The organism is Massilia sp. IC2-477 (assembly GCF_020707265.1).
GTDB lineage: Bacteria > Pseudomonadota > Gammaproteobacteria > Burkholderiales > Burkholderiaceae_D > Telluria.
In genome coordinates this window covers 282,937-299,205 of the sequence record NZ_JAJFEQ010000005.1, presented here as the reverse complement: position 1 = coordinate 299,205, position 16,269 = coordinate 282,937, and the positions used below count along the sequence as shown (strand labels likewise).

Sequence of the window (16,269 nt, the reverse complement as noted above, 5' to 3'; positions counted from 1 at the left end):
ATCATCGAATTCCCCTTTGTCGCGGCAAAAAGGACTCCTGTCACGGCGTCTAGGGACGCTGTGCCGGGGTACTTGAATGCCGTGCATCAGAAATATCGTAGGTCGCCGCGTTGCGGCCGACTAACGCCGTCATTGCCTTGCTACAGCTGGCTGCTTTAAAACCCGTCCGGGTGGAACCAGTGGCTCAACAACTGTCTCGGGGGATTGGGCAGACGCCCAGTGAAAACACTCCTCAAAAATGTCATGTGGGGCCCCGACCCCGTGAATGCATGAGAACAGCTAAAATCGTGTCAGAAAGACTTGCCTGTCTCATCAAGTAGGACGGATTCTAGTGGCTCCTTTATACCAAGTCAACCCTAGCACGATCCGCTCTTATTACTTTTAGTTCTGATTGCCAGGCCGAAATTTTGAAAAGTCTTGCTAAATCAGCTACTTGGCATGGTGCCTTAACAACCCTTCTATGGTCGAGATAACGATCAAAACTTGATGAAATATTCAGATTTGCGGGACTTTATGGCTCAGCTCGAACGGATGGGCGAGCTCAAGCATGTTGGCGTACCGGTGTCGCCCCACCTCGAAATGACGGAGATCTGCGACCGCACCCTGCGCGCCGAAGGACCTGCGCTGCTGTTTGAAAAACCGACTGGGCACGCTATTCCAGTGCTGGGCAACCTGTTCGGCACGCCACGGCGGGTGGCGCTGGGCATGGGCGCCGAAAGCCTGACCGAGCTGCGTAACATCGGCCACGTGCTGGCGCGCCTGAAAGAGCCGGAGCCGCCCAAGGGCTTCAAGGACATCATGGGCATGGGCTCGCTGGTCAAGGCGGTATGGGACATGGCGCCGAAAGAAGTGAAGGGCGCGCCGTGCCAGGAGATCGTGTGGGAAGGGCAGGACGTCGACCTGGCCAGGCTGCCGATCCAGCACTGCTGGCCGGGCGACATCGCTCCGCTGATCACCTGGGGCCTGGTGATTACCAAGGGGCCGCACAAGAAGCGCCAGAACCTGGGTATCTACCGCCAGCAGGTGCTGGGCCGGAACAAGGTGATCATGCGCTGGCTCGCGCACCGCGGCGGCGCCCTCGATTTCCGCGAGCACGCACTGGCCAATCCGGGCAAACCCTATCCGGTGGCGGTGGCGCTGGGCGCCGACCCGGCCACCATCCTGGGCGCGGTCACCCCGGTGCCGGATACCTTGTCCGAGTACCAGTTCGCCGGCCTCTTGCGCGGGCAGCGCACGGCGCTCACGAAAGCCATCGGCAGCGAGCTGCGCGTTCCCGCGTCCGCCGAGATCGTGCTGGAAGGGCATATCTACCCGGACGCGAATCACCCGTCCGGCTTCGAGCATGCGCTGGAAGGCCCTTATGGCGACCACACCGGCTATTACAACGAGCAGGACAGCTTCCCGGTCTTCACGATCGACCGCATCACCATGCGCCGCGACCCCATTTACCACTCGACCTACACCGGCAAGCCGCCCGACGAACCGGCGGTGCTGGGCGTGGCGCTGAACGAAGTCTTCATCCCGCTGCTGCAGAAACAGTTCAGCGAGATCACCGACTTCTACCTGCCGCCGGAAGGCTGCAGCTACCGCATGGCGGTGGTGCAGATGAAGAAGCAGTACGCGGGCCACGCCAAGCGCGTCATGTTCGGGGTCTGGAGTTTCCTGCGCCAGTTCATGTATACCAAGTTCATCGTGGTGGTCGACGAAGACGTCAACGTGCGCGACTGGAAGGAAGTGATCTGGGCGATTACCACCCGGGTCGACCCGACCCGCGACACGGTGATGGTCGATAACACGCCAATCGACTACCTCGACTTCGCTTCGCCGATCAGCGGCCTGGGCAGCAAGATGGGCATCGACGCCACCAACAAGTGGCCGGGCGAGACCAACCGCGAGTGGGGCACCCCGATCGCGATGACGCCGGAGGTAAAAGCGCGGGTGGACGACATCTGGGGCCAGCTGGGCATCTAGGTTCTGGGCGGCACGCGTGCGGCGCGGCGGGGGAGGGCCGGGGTAGACTCGGCCTTCGATTACCACGACCACGGAGCGCTCACGATGAAGATCCTGATGGTGCTGACCTCGCACGACCGCCTTGGCGACACCGGCAAGAAAACCGGCTTCTGGCTGGAAGAGTTCGCCGCTCCCTATTATGTATTCAAGGATGCCGGCGCCGAGCTGACATTGGCCTCGCCGAAGGGCGGGCAGCCGCCGCTCGATCCGAAGAGCGACGAGCCGGACGCCCAGACCGAGGCGACCCGCCGTTTTCGCGCCGATCCGCAGGCCGGGCAGGCGCTTTCCAATACCGTCACCCTGTCCGGCGTGAACGCGCAGGACTTTGACGCCGTGTTCTATCCCGGCGGCCATGGCCCGCTATGGGACCTGGCCGAGGACGCCGATTCGATCCGCCTGATCGAAACCATGCTGGCGGCAGGCAAGCCGGTGGCGGCCGTGTGCCACGCTCCGGGCGTGCTGAAAGGCGTCAAGGGCCCCGGCGGCGAGCCGCTGGTCAAGGGCAAGCGCGTAACCGGCTTCACCAATACCGAGGAGGAAGCGGTCGGCCTGACCGAGGTCGTGCCTTTCCTGGTCGAGGACACCCTGACACAGCTGGGCGGCGAATACAGCAAGGCGGCCGACTGGCAATCCTATGTCCTGACGGACGGTCTCCTGGTCACGGGCCAGAACCCGGCGTCGTCGGAAGAAGGCGCGCGCGCCCTGCTCGCACTGTTGAAGCAGTCCTCCTGAGCCTTTACAAGATCCGGCCCCAAAACCAGTGGGGTCGGGTATAATTGTCGCCGGCGGGCCCCTGCGCATTGCGGCATGGTTTACCTGGTCAGGTCGGGAACGAAGCAGCCAAAGCCGTTCACCGCAAGTGCCGCAGATCAGGCTCGCCTTTTAATCTCCCTCCTGTTTCACCCTTCCAACTCACTCGAATTGTCCTGCCTTTAGCAGGTAAGCGCCATTGCGTGCGGCTGCGAGACTTGTTGCCAGGCACGACCGTCGGAATGTTCGCGGCAGCCGCCAACTGCGGTAAAATCCGGGTATGTCCTATCAAGTCCTCGCCCGCAAATACCGTCCCAAGAACTTCGAAACGCTGGTTGGCCAGGAGCACGTCGTCCGTGCGCTGACCCATGCCTTGAAGACTGGCCGCCTGCACCACGCCTACCTGTTCACGGGAACGCGCGGTGTCGGCAAGACGACGCTGTCGCGCATCCTGGCCAAGTCGCTCAATTGCGTGGGCCCGGACGGGCAGGGCGGGATCACGGCCGAACCCTGCGGCGTGTGCGAAGCCTGCCGCGCGATCGACGCCGGCCGCTTCGTGGACTACATCGAGATGGACGCGGCCTCCAACCGCGGCGTCGACGAGATGGCCCAGCTGCTGGAACAGGCGGTCTACGCCCCGAGCAATGCGCGCTTCAAGGTCTACATGATCGACGAGGTGCACATGCTGACCAACCACGCGTTCAACGCGATGCTGAAGACGCTTGAGGAACCGCCGCCGCATGTGAAGTTCATCCTGGCGACCACCGACCCGCAGAAGATCCCGGTCACGGTGCTGTCGCGCTGCCTCCAGTTCAACCTGAAGCAGATGCCGCCGGGTCACATCGTGGGCCACCTCGAGAACATCCTCGGCCAGGAAGGCGTCACCTTCGAGCAGCCGGCCCTGCGCCTGCTGGCGCAAGGCGCCCACGGCTCGATGCGCGACGCGCTGTCCCTCACCGACCAGGCGATCGCCTATGCCGCCGGCCAGGTGACCCTGGACGCGGTGCAGGGCATGCTGGGCGCGCTCGACCAGTCCTACCTGGTGCGCCTGCTGGATGCGCTGCAGGCGCAGGACGGCGCCGACCTGATGGCGGTGGCCGACGAAATGGCCAGCCGCAGCCTGTCCTACAACGGCGCGCTGCAAGACCTCGGCACCCTGCTGCACCGGATCGCGCTGGCGCAGTCGGTGCCCTCGGCGGTGCCGCAAGACCTGCCGGAACTGAACGACATCCTGCGCCTGGCCCAGGCTTTCGACGCCCAGGAAGTCCAGCTGTATTACCAGATCGCCGTGCACGGCCGCAACGAGATCGGCCTGGCGCCGGACGAGTACGCGGGCTTTACCATGACGCTGCTGCGCATGCTGGCCTTCCGTCCGGGACAGGGCGGCGCCGAGCAGGCCGCCAGCCCGGCAGCCCCTGCGGCAGCGGGTGCGGCGCCGGCCGCGCGCGCGGCAGCGGTCGCCGCGGCCAGCCATGCCGCGGTGGCGCCCGCGCGTCCGGCTGCGCCGCCGCCGGCACCCGCCGCAGCGGCGCCCGCAGCGCCCGCAGCAGCCAGCCCAGCCCCGGCCATGACCTCCGCCCGCGCCGCGATCAATGCGGCCCTGGAAGCGGCGCGCGCCGCGTCGGGCCAGAAAGCCCCGCCCAAGCCTCGCAACGAACCGCCAGCCGCGGCAGCGCCTGCCGCACCGGCCGCCGCGCCCGCACCGATTGCACCGGCAGCGCCACCGGCGCCTGGTCCCGCGGCCGCCATGCAGGCCGCACCGGCCGTGCGCCCGGCGCCGGGCGGTACGCCGCCATGGGAACAGTCCCAGCCGCAGGCAGTCCAGCCGCAACAGCAGGCCCAGCCGCAGGCTGGGCAAACCCAGGCGCGCATGCAGGGGGCGCCTGCCGAGGATGAACCGCCCTCCTGGGTCACCGAATTTTCCGACGACACCGCGGTCGCCGCCGATGCGCCGGCCGTAGTCACGGCACCGGCTCCGGCGCAGATGCGCGCCCCGGCCGCACCGCCGCACGCCTATGTCGTCACCCCGGTCCCTGCGATCGGCTGGGACGGCAACTGGCCGGCCCTGGCCGCCGGCCTGCCGCTGCGCGGCGTGGCCCAGCAGCTGGCCCTGCAGACCGAACTGATCGAATGCATCGCCCATGAGCAGGCCGCCACCTTCCGCCTGCGCGTGCCGGTCGACACCCTGCGCGCCAGCGGCAACAGCGAAAAGCTGACCGCCGCGTTGCAGGAGCATTTCCCGCAAGTGCGTGTCAGCCTCGATACCGAGATCGGCCCCGTGTGGTACACGGCCGCGGCCGAAGCCAAGGCCGCGCGCGAAGAGCGCCAGCGCCAGGCCGAAGCCCTGGTTGCCGCCGATCCCTTCGTGCAGGCCATGGAACGCACTTTCGGCGCCTTCGTCGTGCCCGGCTCGGTGAAGCCGGCCGCGGCCTGAACGCGCTCTGCATTAACATACATAAACCATCCGGACTTTTTGGAGATACCGACCATGATGAAAAACCAGCTCGCAGGCTTGATGAAACAGGCGCAAGCCATGCAGGACAACATGAAGAAGGCGCAGGAGCAGCTGGCTCTGATCGAAGTCGAAGGCCAGTCGGGCGCGGGCCTGGTCAAGGTCGTGATGACCTGCAAGAACGACGTCAAGCGCGTCACCATCGACCCGTCGCTGCTGGGCGATGATCGCGACATGCTGGAAGACCTGGTCGCGGCCGCGTTCAACGACGCCGTGCGCAAAGCCGAAGCCACCGCCAGCGAAAAGATGAGCGGCCTGACCGCCGGCATGCCGCTGCCGCCGGGCTTCAAGATGCCGTTCTAAGGACGAACGGTCCCATGTCGAAGTCGCTCGACTTCCTGACCGAGGCGCTGCGGCGCCTGCCCGGCATTGGTCCGAAGTCGGCGCAACGCATGGCCTTCCACCTGCTGCAGCATGACCGCGAAGGCGCGGCCATGCTGTCGCGCGCACTCTACCAGGCGGTCGACACGGTCCACCACTGCGCGATGTGCAATACCTTTTCCGACACCGAAGTGTGCGACTTGTGCGCGGACGAGTCGCGCGAACGCGCGCTGCTGTGTGTCGTCGAAACCCCTGCCGACCAGATGATGATCGAGCAGACCCTCACCTACAAGGGCCTCTACTTCGTGCTGATGGGCCGGCTCTCGCCGCTCGACGGCATCGGCCCGCGCGACCTGCACCTCGACAAGCTGGTCGGGCGCGCCACCGATGGTGTGGTCGAGGAAGTGGTGCTGGCCACCAATTTCACCAACGAGGGCGAAGCCACCGCCCACTACATCAGCGAGATGCTCAAGGCGCGCGGCCTGAAGGTCAGCCGCCTGGCGCGCGGCGTGCCCGTTGGCGGCGAACTCGAGTACGTGGATGCGGGCACGATAGCGCGCGCCATGCTCGATCGCCGCACTGCATAATTCCCCGTAAAGACGATTGGTGGCGGACGACCGGGGAGGGTTCCCTTGATGCCTGTGCGTGCGCGCAAGCCTCTTTGGTGTGCCGCTGCCATCATGGCACTTTCAGCGGAACCCACATGCATCTTGTCGATATCACGATGTTCTACGCCGCCGAAGGGGGCGGCGTCAGTACTTACCTGAATGCCAAGGCGCGCTGGCTTGCGCGCTATGGCTGGGCACGGCATACCATCCTGAGTCCCAACGTCGGCGACGACGAGGCGCCGGGCCTGGTGCGGGTGCCGGCCGTATCGCTGCCCGGCATCAACGGCTACCGCATGCCGCTCTCGGTGGCGGCCGCCGCCCGGCGCCTGCGCGATGCCCGCCCTGACCTGATCGAAGCGGGAGACGCCGGCCACAGCGCCTGGGCCGCGCTGCGCCTGCGCCAGCGACTCGGCATCCCGGCCATCGCCTTCTACCACTCCGACCTGCCGCGCCTGGTGCAGAACCGCTTCGGCGACACCATCTCGCACGGCACCTGCAAATACCTGGCCCACCTGTACCGGGAGTTCGATACCGTGCTGGCGCCGAGCCGGTTGATGGTGCACCAGCTGGCCGACATGGGCGTCACCCATGCGCTGCACCAGCCGCTCGGCATCGACAGCAAGATCTTCCACCCGAAACGCCGGCGCGCCAGCCTCCGGGCGGAACTCGGCCTGGCGGAAGACGCACGCCTGCTGGTCTACGCCGGCCGCTTCACGGCGGACAAGAAACTGCCGCTGCTGATCGAGGCCGTGCGCAAGCTGGGCGAGCCTTATCACCTGCTGCTGGTCGGTGGAGGGGACGCGCTGCCCCGCCATGAACAACTGAGCTTCATGCCCTTCCAGCGCGACCAGCGCGCCTTGGCCGGCATGCTGGCCAGCTGCGACCTGCTGGTGCATCCGGGCGACTGCGAAACCTTCGGCCTGATCGTGCTGGAAGCGATGGCCTGTGGGCTGCCGGTCGTGGGGACGAGCGGCGGCGGCGTGGGCGAGCTGGTGGACGAGCAGACCGGCATGCTAGCGCGCCCCAACGACGTCGACAGCCTGGCCGGCGCCATCGAAGCAATCTACGGGCGCGACCTGGCGCAGCTGGGCGCCAATGCGCGGCGCAAGGCGCAGAATCAATACGATTGGAGCCAGGTCTTCCCGCAGCTGATGCACCGCTACGGCAGCCTGCTGGCGGCGCGCCCCAATGCGCGGCGTTCGCTGGAGAGCGTCTGTGTTTCCGAGTGAGGGGAGCGGCGGCCAGGCCGGCCCCGGGCCCGCGCTGTGCGTGTCGATCCACGACGTGGCCCCGGCCACCTGGGACGAATGCGCGCGCCTGGCCGCGGCCCTGCGCGAGGTGGCCGACATCCCGCTGACCTGGCTGGTGGTGCCCCAATACCACCGCGGTGGCGGTGACCCGGTGCGGATGGAGGCGGGGCTGGATGAGGCGCTGGCGCGCGGCGACGAACTGGCTCTGCATGGATTCACTCACCTCGACACGGCGCCGCGCGGGCCCGGTTTGAGCGAGCGTTTTTTGCGCGGAACCTACAGCCACGAAGGCGAGTTCGCGGCCCTGCCGGCCGACGAGGCGGCACGCCGCATCCAGTGCGGACTGGACTGGTTCGCCGCGCGGGGCTGGCCGGTGCGCGGCTTCGTGCCGCCGGCCTGGCTGATGGGAGAGGGGGCCTGGCAGGCGCTGCGCGCCTTCGACTTCGACTACACCACAACTTTCCGGCGCTTTCACCTGCTGGGCGGGCGCGCCGGCGCCGGCACGGCCGCGACGGTGCTGTCGCCCTCGCTGGTCTATGCGGCGCGCAACCGCAGCGGCAGGCTGGCCTCGCCGTTGCTGGCGGATGTGCTCGCGCTGGCGCTGGCGCGCCGGCCGCTCATCCGGCTAAGCCTGCACCCGCCGGACGTGCGCCATCCGCGCCTGCTGCGTCATGCGCAGGCAACGCTGGCGCGCCTGCTGGCCACGCGCACGGCCCTGACTAAGGCCGCGTTCGCGCAGCAACTGCTTACCAGTACGGTCCCCAATAACCGCCACCTCGCCAGTAGCGCCCACCCCATCCGCCGTAGTACGACGGACCAACCTGGCGCAGCTCCTCGCGCGTGCTGAGCTGCAACACGCACTGGCGCCATTGGTCGCTGTTCGGCGCATAGCCAAGGCGTGAGCAGGCCGGACCGTAGATGGTCATGAGTTCGGCCATTTCCGACTGTGCACGTTCGGCCCGTTGCTGCGGCGTGCTGCAGGCCGCGAGCGTCAGGGTCAATCCCACTAACGCTATTTTTGCGATTTGCATGATCTGCTCCTTTGCCCGCCGTTCTGGCGGCTTTGTTCCAGTATAGGACGGCAGGTGGGTATATGTAGCGCATAAATCAATCGTGCCCACCTCGGGAATCCGAACAAAACTGGTTCGGAGTAGGACTTTTTCTGGCAATTTTCTGGCAAGATACGGGCCTAAAAAAATAATGGGGGAGTGACAAGATGCGACAGCGTCGATGGAAGACCTGGGCCCTGCGGGGACTGGGCGGAGTGCTTTTGCTCGTCCTGGTGGCGATCGTCGCGGGATGGCTGTATCTGCGCGCCAGCCTGGCCCAGCTCGACGGCGAGCGCAGGGGGGCCGGCTTGGGGGCCACCGTGACCGTGACGCGCGATGCCGCCGGGGTGCCCCTGATCAGCGGCGCCAGCCGCGCCGACGTGGCCTATGCCACCGGCTTCGTGCACGCCCAGGAGCGTTTCTTCCAGATGGACCTGTTGCGCCGCACGGCCGCCGGCGAACTGGCCGAGCTGTTCGGCCCGCGCGCGCTGCCGCTCGACCGTTCGCGCCGCCTGCACCGCTTCCGCGCCCGCGCCCAGGATGTCCTGGCGCGCCTCCCGGCCGCGGAGCGCGCGCTACTGGAACGCTACGTCGCCGGCGTCAACGACGGCCTCGGGGCGCTGCGCACCAAACCCTTCGAATTCCTGCTGACCGGTACCGAGGCGCGCCCATGGAGCGCGGTGGACTCGCTGCTGGTGATCTGGGCCATGTACATCGATCTGCAGGGCAACCAGGAAGCGCGCGAACTGGCGCGCGGCTGGCTGCGCGAGCACAGCGACCCGGCCCAGCTGGCCTTCCTGCTGCCCGAATCGAGCAGCTGGGACACGACGCTCGATGCCGGCACGGCCGCCGCTGCACCAGGCCCGGCGCCGCTGCCGCCCAGGGCCCCGGCCTGGTGGGGGGCGGCGCCCGAGAAGCCCGCGCAGCTGGCCGGCGCCGCCTTTGTCGATTCGGTCGGCAGCAATAACCATGCGATCGCCGGCAGTCGCAGCGCCAGCGGCGCCGCCATCGTCTCGGACGACATGCACCTCGGCCTGCAGCTGCCCAACATCTGGTACCGCCTGGCGCTCAGCTTCCCCGACCCCAAGGGCAAGGATGGCAGGCGGCGCCTGGTGGGCGTAAGCCTGCCGGGCGCGCCGCCGACCGTCATCGTCGGCAGCAACGGGCAGGTGGCCTGGGCTTTCACCAACAGCTACGCCGACCTGGTCGACCTGGTGGCGCTGAACACCGATCCGGCCCGCCCCGGCCAGGTGCGCACGCCGAACGGCTGGGAGACCCCGGCCGACCACGTCGAGCTGATCGCCGTGAAAGGGGCCGCCTCCGAGCGCTTCGTGGTACGCGAGACTTCGCTGGGCCCGATCCGCGAGGCCGGCGGGCGCCAGTACGCGGTGCACTGGATCGCACATGACCCGCAGGCGATCAACGTCAACCACCTGAAGCTCGAGACCGCGGCCAGCGTGGATGAAGCCCTGGGGATCGCCGCCATCGACGGCATCCCGGCGCAGAACTTCGTGGCCGGCGACGCCCAGGGCAACATCGGCTGGACCATCGGCGGCCTGCTGCCGCAGCGCGCGACGCCGTCGCTGGCGTCCACCTTCCCGCTGGAGGAGGGCACGCCGACATGGAACGCGCTGCTGCCGCCGGCAAGCTATCCGCGCGTGGTCAACCCGGCGGGTGGCCAGATCACGACCGCCAACAGCCGCCAGCTGATGGGCGAGGGCGCGGCGCTGATCGGCGACGGCGGCTTCGACCTCGGCGCGCGCAACCGCCAGCTGGCCGAGGGCGTGCAGGCCCTGGGTCAGAAAGTCGGCATGCGCCAGGCTTTCGATGCGGCCCAGGACGACCGCGCCCTGTTCATCGGGCGCTGGCGCGAGCGCGCACTGCAGGCGCTGGACGCGCAGGCGCTGGCCGGCCAACCGCAGCGCGCCGAGTTCCGCCGGCTGCTGGAGAAGAGCTGGACCGGCCACGCCAGCGTCGACTCGGTCGGCTACCGCCTGGCGCGCAACTACATGTGGGCGCTGAACGAGCTGCTGTTCGGGCGCGCCAACAAGGCGCTCGGGGAGCTCGAGCCGAAGACCACGCTGGCCACCGCCACCAGCCGCTGGCCAGACGTGGTGGCGCGCCTGTTGGATGCCCGTCCGGCCGGCTGGCTGCCGCCGGGTCATGCCGACTGGCGCGCGGTGCAACTGGCCGCCATCGACCGCGTGATCGCCGACCTGGGCAAGGATGGACAGCCGCTGGCGAAGGCTACCTGGGGACAGCGCAACACCGCGACCATCGCCCATCCGATCAGCATCGCGGTGCCGGCGCTGGCGCCGGTGCTGGGCGCCCCCGCGGACCAGCTGCCGGGCGATTCGAACATGCCGCGCGTGGCGGGGCCGAAGTTCGGGCAGTCCGAGCGCCTGACGGTGTCGCCGGGACGCGAGGAAGAGGGGCTGTACAACATGCCGGGTGGGCAGAGCGGGCATCCGCTGTCGCCGTTCTTCCTGGCCGGGCACAAGGAGTGGGTGAGGGCGGAGCCGGTGCCGCTGTTGCCGGGGGCGGCGAAGTACACCTTGCGGTTTGTCCCGTAGGGTGGGCGGCTTGTGATCCGGTCCACTGGACCAGATCACCCCACGCGGTCAACCAGCGGCGAGATCATCGCGCACGATGTTTGTACGTCACGTATCACCGCGTGGGCGGGAGACCCGCCCACCCTACTTAGCAGGTAACAGCAATGGCGCCTGCAGCATCCCCGTAATCGCATCCGCACTCGACGGATGCCCCAGGAAGTAACCCTGCACCATATCGCAGCCATACTGCTCGAGCAGCAGCAGTTGCTCGCCGGTCTCCACGCCCTCGGCCACCACCACCATCTTGAGCCCGTGCGCCATCGCGATGATGGCGCGGGTGATGGCCGCGTTCTCGGAATCCTGGGGCAGGCCATTGATGAAGCTGCGGTCGATCTTCAGCGCGCGCACGTCGAAGCGCTTCAGGTAGTTCATCGACGAGTAGCCGGTGCCGAAATCGTCGATCGACAGGAACACGCCGATGCCGCGCAGTTGTTCCAGCGTCGCCAGGGTGGCGCGCGCGTCGTCCATCAGCGTGCCTTCGGTCAGCTCCAGCTCCAGCAGGCGCGGCTCCAGGCCGGCGTCCAGCAGGGCCGAGTGGACCATCTGCGACAGGTTCTCGTCCTTGAACTGCTTGGCCGACAGGTTGACCGCCATGCGCAGGGTGCGCTGGGCCTGGCGCTGCCACAGCCTGGCCTGGCGGCAGGCGGTGCGCAGCACCCATTCGCCGATCGGCACGATCAGGCCGGTCTCCTCGGCCAGCGGGATGAACTCGGTCGGCGGCACCAGGCCGCGCTCGGGATGGCGCCAGCGCACCAGCGCTTCCACCCCGACGATCTCGGAACTGCGTACGTCGCGCTGCGGCTGGTAGACCAAATAAAGCTCGTCGTTCTGCAGCGCCTTGCGCAGCCCGACCTCGAGCTTCACGTGGCTCATGATCTGCATCGTCAGCGAAGAGCTGTACAGCTTGGCGTTGTTCTTGCCGCAGTTCTTGGCGTGGTACATCGCGGTGTCGGCGAATTTCAGCAGTGAGCCGCAATCGTCGCCGTCTTCCGGGAACAGCGAGATGCCGATGCTGGCGGTCACGAAGATCTCGTTGCCCTCGATGAGGAAGGGCCGCCGCATTGCTTCCTTGACGCGGTGGGCGACGTTGAGCGCATGCTCGACCCGTTCCAGGTCGGGGATCAGGATGGTGAACTCGTCGCCGCCCAGGCGCGCCAGGTTGGTGGCGTGGTCCTTGCCGTCCCCGCGCGACACCAGGTCGCTCGGGCGGGTGGTTTCGCGCAGCCGTTCCGACACCATCTTGAGCAGCGCGTCGCCCGCATTGTGGCCGAGCGTATCATTGATGCGCTTGAAGGCGTCCAGGTCCATGAACAGCACGGCGAACTTCTTGTTGCCCATTTTCGAGCGCTGCAGCTCGCGTTCCAGCGTCTCCAGGAAGGCCTGGCGGTTCGGGATGCCGGTCAGGCTGTCGCAGTAGGCCAAACGCCGGATCTGTTCCTCGGCGCGCTTGCGCTCGCTGATGTCGCGCACCAGGCCGAGCACCTGCGAGGCGCTGGTGGCAACCAGCCGGGCTTCGAAATGCTGCACTTCGCCGCAGTGTTCCAGGTCGTACTCGACCGAGCGCACCTGCTGGGTGGTCAGCACGGTGCGCATCTGCTCCAGCACCCGCGCCGCGATCTCGGGCGGCAGCACGTCGGTGACGTGCTTGCCGATGCAGGGCTGTGGCTGGTGCGGCGCGCGGCCGCGCCCCGGGCGCTCGTGGCCCGGCTCGTAGTCGAGGTAGAAACCATCGCGGTCGAGCCGGAAGAAGGTGTCGGGAATCGCCGCCAGCACCGCCCGGTTCTGGGCGTCGGCGATGCGCAGGCGCGCGATGGCGTCGCTGGCGCGCAGTACGTAGAGCACGCGGTGCCCGAGGATGGGCCAGTTGATCGGCTTCGAGACGAAGTCGGTCGCCCCGGCTTCGTAGGCGCGCGTGACCGCTTCCAGGTCGTCGCCGCCGGTGACCATCACGATCGGCACGCTGGTGCCGTCGAAGCTGTTGACGATGCCGGCGGCGCGGATCGCCTCGCAGGCGGCAAAGCCGTCCATGCGCGGCATCTCGACATCCATCAGGATCAGGTCGGGCGCGCAGGTACGCGCCAGTTCCACGGCTGCCTGCCCATCGGCCGCCTCGATCGCGTCCAGCCCGACCTGGGCCAGCATCTCGAGCATCAGCATGCGCATGACCGGATCGTCATCGGCGACCAGCACCGTTCCGCGCTTCGGAAGAGAAGAAGGCATCTCAGGTTTCCTTTTCAAGCATGGCGTGGAGCGAATGGCGCACGTTCTGGAATTCGTGTTCCATATCCGCGAGGATGCGGTCGGCGCCATCGACGGTATCGGCGCGTCCGAGTTGTTCGAGTTCCTTGCACAGGGTCGCGAGGCGCGCCGCGCCGACGTTGGCGCTGGCCGACTTCAGGCTGTGGGCGACCCGGCGCACGCTGCCGGCGTCCATGCCCTCGACCGCTTCGCGCAGCGTGGCCAGGTGGCGCGGCGTGTCGCCGACATAGGCGTTGATGACCTTCTGCACCAGCGCGTCGCCGCCGTCGCGGCTCAGGGCCCGGATGTTGTCGAGCGCAACCCGGTTGACCGCCTCGCGCTGGATCACCTCGACCGTTTCCTTCGGCAGCCGCGGCGGCGCGTCGAGGTGGTGCGCGGTGGCCGCCAGCGGCACCGCCACCCAGCGGCCGATCACGGCCGACAGCTGCTGCTGGGTGAACGGCTTGGACAGGTAGTCGTCCATGCCGGCCGCCAGGCAGGCTTCGCGGTCGCCCTGCAGGGCGTTGGCCGTGATCGCGATCACCGGCAGGGTGCGCGCGCGGCCCGCTTCGCGCTCGTGGCGGCGGATCGCGGCGGTGGCCGCGAAGCCGTCCATCACCGGCATCTGGCAATCCATCAGCACCGCGTCGAAACTGCCGTTCTGCACCGCCTGCAGCGCTTCCTGGCCGTTGCGCGCGCAGGTCGCTTCGATGTCCAGGCTTTCCAGCATGGCCATCGCGACTTCGACGTTGACCGGATTGTCCTCGGCCAGCAGTACGCGGCGGACCCGCGCGCGCGGCGCCGGCCGCGCCGCATCAGTCGGCGCGGCCGGGGCGGGGGACTCGGCCCTGCTTGCCGAAAGGTTGGGGGCGGCCGCTGGAATGGCGGCGGCCGGGGCGTGCAGGCGCGCGGCGCAGGCGGCCAGGCAGGCGTACAGGTCGGCGGCGCGCGCCGGCTTGACCAGCTGGTAGGCGACGCCCGCGGCGCGCCGCTGCACCGGGTCGGCCGCCAGCCGTTCCGGACTGACCAGCACCAGGTGGGTGGCGCGGGCGCCGCCATCGGCCTTGATCGAGGCGGCCAGCGCCAGCCCGCTGGTATGGGTCAGCTCCATGTCGAGCACCGCCGCGTCGTAGGGACGGCCGGCACGCGCTGCCCTGAGCAGGCTTTCGTAGGCGGCCGCCGCGCTGGCCGCGCTGTCGGCCCGGGCGCGCCAGGCGTGCAGCTGCTGGGCCAGGTCTTCGCGGCTTTCTTCCTGCTCGTCCACCACCAGCACGCGCAGGCCTTCCAGGCTGTGCTGGCGGTGCCCCGGCGCGTCCGGATCGACGCGGCGCTTGTCGAAGCTGACGGTGAACCAGAAGATCGAGCCCTGCTTGGGCGCGTTGTCGACGCCGATCGCGCCGCCCATCAGTTCCACCAGCTGCTTCGAGATCGCCAGGCCCAGGCCCGTGCCGCCGTAGCGCCGGGTGGTGGAGTCGTCGGCCTGCGAGAAGGCCTCGAACAGGCGCGCCCGCGCCTCGCGCGAGATGCCGATGCCGGTATCGTGCACCTCGAAGCGCAGCATCACCGACTGGGTGTCCTCGCCGGCCACGCGCACGCGCGCCAGGATCCGCCCCTGTTCCGTGAACTTGATGGCGTTGCCGAGCAGGTTGGCCATGATCTGGCGCAGCCGGTTCGGGTCGCCGCAGATCGCCACCGGTATGTCGTTGGCGATGTCGAAGTCGAAGCCGATGCCCTTGGCGGCGGCCTGCGGCGTGTACACGTTGTGGATGTCGTCCAGCAGGTCCCACAGGTTGAAGTTGATGTACTCGATGGTCAGCTTGCCGGCTTCGATCTTGGAAAAATCGAGGATGTCGTTGATGATCACCAAGAGGTGCTCGCCCGAGCGTTTTACCAGGGTGGTGTAGTTGCGCTGGGTTTCGGTGAGCCCGGTGGCGAGCAGCATTTCTGTCATGCCGAGCACGCCGTTCATCGGAGTGCGGATCTCGTGGCTCATGGTGGCAAGGAAGGCGCTCTTGGCGCGGCTCGCGGCCTCGGCGGCATTCTTGGCCTTTTCCAGCTGCTCGGTGCGCACGCCGACCTGGCGTTCCAGCTCGTCGCGGTGGTGCAGCAGGGCGGCGCCGCGGTCCTCGATCTGGGCCATCATGGTGTTGAAGCTGTCGATCAGCTGCCCCAGTTCGTCGGTGCGCTGGTGGGCGATGCGCAGGCTGTAGTTCTGGCTGCTCGACACCTTCTGCGCGGCCTGGATCAGCTTCGTGACCGGCTCGGCGATGCTGCGCTTGAAGCGCCCGGCCATCGCCACCGACACCACCAGCGAAACGCCCATCGCCAGGCCCATCACGCACAGCCCGGCCAGGATGTCGATCCAGGTCGCCACCAGGTCGGTCTCGATCATCACCACGCCGACCTGGATCTCACCGGCCATCACGGGCTGGAACACGCGCATGCGGCGCGACAGCAGGCGCTGGCCGTCGAGGTTGACGGCAGCCAGGGTCTCGGCGTCGATTCCTTCCAGCCGGTCCGGCGCCGGGACAGGGGCGCCGTCCTCGCGCGCCAGGTACTGGACGAAGGGCTTGCCGTTACGGTCGTACAGGACGGCGGCGGCGATATCGCTCTTGGCCGAGAGCACGCCGAGCGCGCTGCGTGCGCGGTCGCGGTCGCGCAGCAGCAGGTAGTCGGCGCTACTGGCCGCGATGACCTGGGCAAAGGTCGACAGCTGCATTGCCTCGTCCTTGCGGTGGTTGGCCACCGAAGTCACCGCAAAGGCCGCGAACACGAATACCAGGGCGGTTGCAGTGGACAGCAGCGAGATGATGGTCAGCTTCTGATTCAGGCTGGAGCGCTCGAAGTTCGGCATTCTGATCCCGCAGGTACGGCGGAACGGCCCGGCGCCGGACGACGCAGGGCTTCCTTTGCGGAATG

At 67.9% G+C, this 16,269-nt stretch carries 10 protein-coding genes and 1 other RNA gene; 9 read left to right on the top strand and 2 right to left on the bottom strand.

What is annotated here, in order from left to right:
• Nucleotides 1-486 precede the first annotated feature (486 nt).
• From ubiD to LK542_RS12540, 9 genes are all read left to right on the top strand, one after another.
• Nucleotides 487-1,971 carry a 4-hydroxy-3-polyprenylbenzoate decarboxylase gene (ubiD, locus tag LK542_RS12580; RefSeq protein WP_227812165.1) on the top strand — a complete coding sequence of 495 codons (1,485 nt, stop codon included), beginning with the start codon at nucleotides 487-489 and terminating at the stop codon, nucleotides 1,969-1,971.
• Between the two features lie 84 nt (nucleotides 1,972-2,055).
• Nucleotides 2,056-2,742: a type 1 glutamine amidotransferase domain-containing protein gene (locus tag LK542_RS12575; protein WP_227812164.1), complete on the top strand. Its 687-nt coding sequence runs from the start codon at nucleotides 2,056-2,058 to the stop codon at nucleotides 2,740-2,742.
• A 52-nt stretch (nucleotides 2,743-2,794) separates the two neighbouring features.
• An RNA gene (ffs, locus tag LK542_RS12570) (signal recognition particle sRNA small type) lies at nucleotides 2,795-2,893 on the top strand.
• Nucleotides 2,894-3,040: 147 nt separating this feature from the next.
• The gene (locus tag LK542_RS12565) at nucleotides 3,041-5,194 is read left to right on the top strand and encodes a DNA polymerase III subunit gamma/tau (RefSeq protein ID WP_227812163.1); all 2,154 of its coding nucleotides are present in this window, start codon (nucleotides 3,041-3,043) and stop codon (nucleotides 5,192-5,194) included.
• A gap of 54 nt (nucleotides 5,195-5,248) precedes the next feature.
• Nucleotides 5,249-5,575, top strand: coding sequence for a YbaB/EbfC family nucleoid-associated protein (locus LK542_RS12560; RefSeq protein ID WP_227800696.1), 327 nt, complete (start codon nucleotides 5,249-5,251; stop codon nucleotides 5,573-5,575).
• Between the two features lie 14 nt (nucleotides 5,576-5,589).
• Nucleotides 5,590-6,180, top strand: a complete 591-nt coding sequence (gene recR / locus LK542_RS12555) for a recombination mediator RecR (RefSeq protein ID WP_227800697.1) — start codon at nucleotides 5,590-5,592, stop codon at nucleotides 6,178-6,180.
• Nucleotides 6,181-6,296: 116 nt separating this feature from the next.
• Complete coding sequence (locus tag LK542_RS12550; protein WP_227812162.1) at nucleotides 6,297-7,430, top strand: glycosyltransferase; 1,134 nt, start codon at nucleotides 6,297-6,299, stop codon at nucleotides 7,428-7,430.
• A 40-nt stretch (nucleotides 7,431-7,470) separates the two neighbouring features.
• Nucleotides 7,471-8,298, top strand: coding sequence for a DUF2334 domain-containing protein (locus LK542_RS12545; protein ID WP_374040137.1), 828 nt, complete (start codon nucleotides 7,471-7,473; stop codon nucleotides 8,296-8,298).
• Between the two features lie 369 nt (nucleotides 8,299-8,667).
• Entirely contained in the window at nucleotides 8,668-11,073 is a 2,406-nt protein-coding gene (locus LK542_RS12540; protein ID WP_227812160.1) for a penicillin acylase family protein, read from the top strand.
• 123 nt (nucleotides 11,074-11,196) lie between these two features.
• Here LK542_RS12540 and LK542_RS12535 read toward each other — a convergent pair whose 3' ends face one another.
• Nucleotides 11,197-13,332 (bottom strand): bifunctional diguanylate cyclase/phosphodiesterase, encoded by a 2,136-nt coding sequence (locus LK542_RS12535; RefSeq protein WP_227800701.1) that lies wholly within the window; start codon nucleotides 13,330-13,332, stop codon nucleotides 11,197-11,199.
• A gap of 1 nt (nucleotide 13,333) precedes the next feature.
• Nucleotides 13,334-16,204 carry a response regulator gene (locus tag LK542_RS12530; RefSeq protein ID WP_227812159.1) on the bottom strand — a complete coding sequence of 957 codons (2,871 nt, stop codon included), beginning with the start codon at nucleotides 16,202-16,204 and terminating at the stop codon, nucleotides 13,334-13,336.
• Nucleotides 16,205-16,269: the final 65 nt, after the last annotated feature.

Coding starts and splice junctions, on each gene's coding strand:
- LK542_RS12540 (WP_227812160.1), top strand. CDS start 8,668: ATGCGACAGCGTCGATGGAAGACCTGGGCCCTGCGGGGACTGGGCGGA.
- LK542_RS12535 (WP_227800701.1), bottom strand. CDS start 13,332: ATGCCTTCTTCTCTTCCGAAGCGCGGAACGGTGCTGGTCGCCGATGAC.
- recR (WP_227800697.1), top strand. CDS start 5,590: ATGTCGAAGTCGCTCGACTTCCTGACCGAGGCGCTGCGGCGCCTGCCC.
- LK542_RS12560 (WP_227800696.1), top strand. CDS start 5,249: ATGATGAAAAACCAGCTCGCAGGCTTGATGAAACAGGCGCAAGCCATG.
- LK542_RS12565 (WP_227812163.1), top strand. CDS start 3,041: ATGTCCTATCAAGTCCTCGCCCGCAAATACCGTCCCAAGAACTTCGAA.
- LK542_RS12530 (WP_227812159.1), bottom strand. CDS start 16,204: ATGCCGAACTTCGAGCGCTCCAGCCTGAATCAGAAGCTGACCATCATC.
- LK542_RS12575 (WP_227812164.1), top strand. CDS start 2,056: ATGAAGATCCTGATGGTGCTGACCTCGCACGACCGCCTTGGCGACACC.
- LK542_RS12550 (WP_227812162.1), top strand. CDS start 6,297: ATGCATCTTGTCGATATCACGATGTTCTACGCCGCCGAAGGGGGCGGC.
- ubiD (WP_227812165.1), top strand. CDS start 487: ATGAAATATTCAGATTTGCGGGACTTTATGGCTCAGCTCGAACGGATG.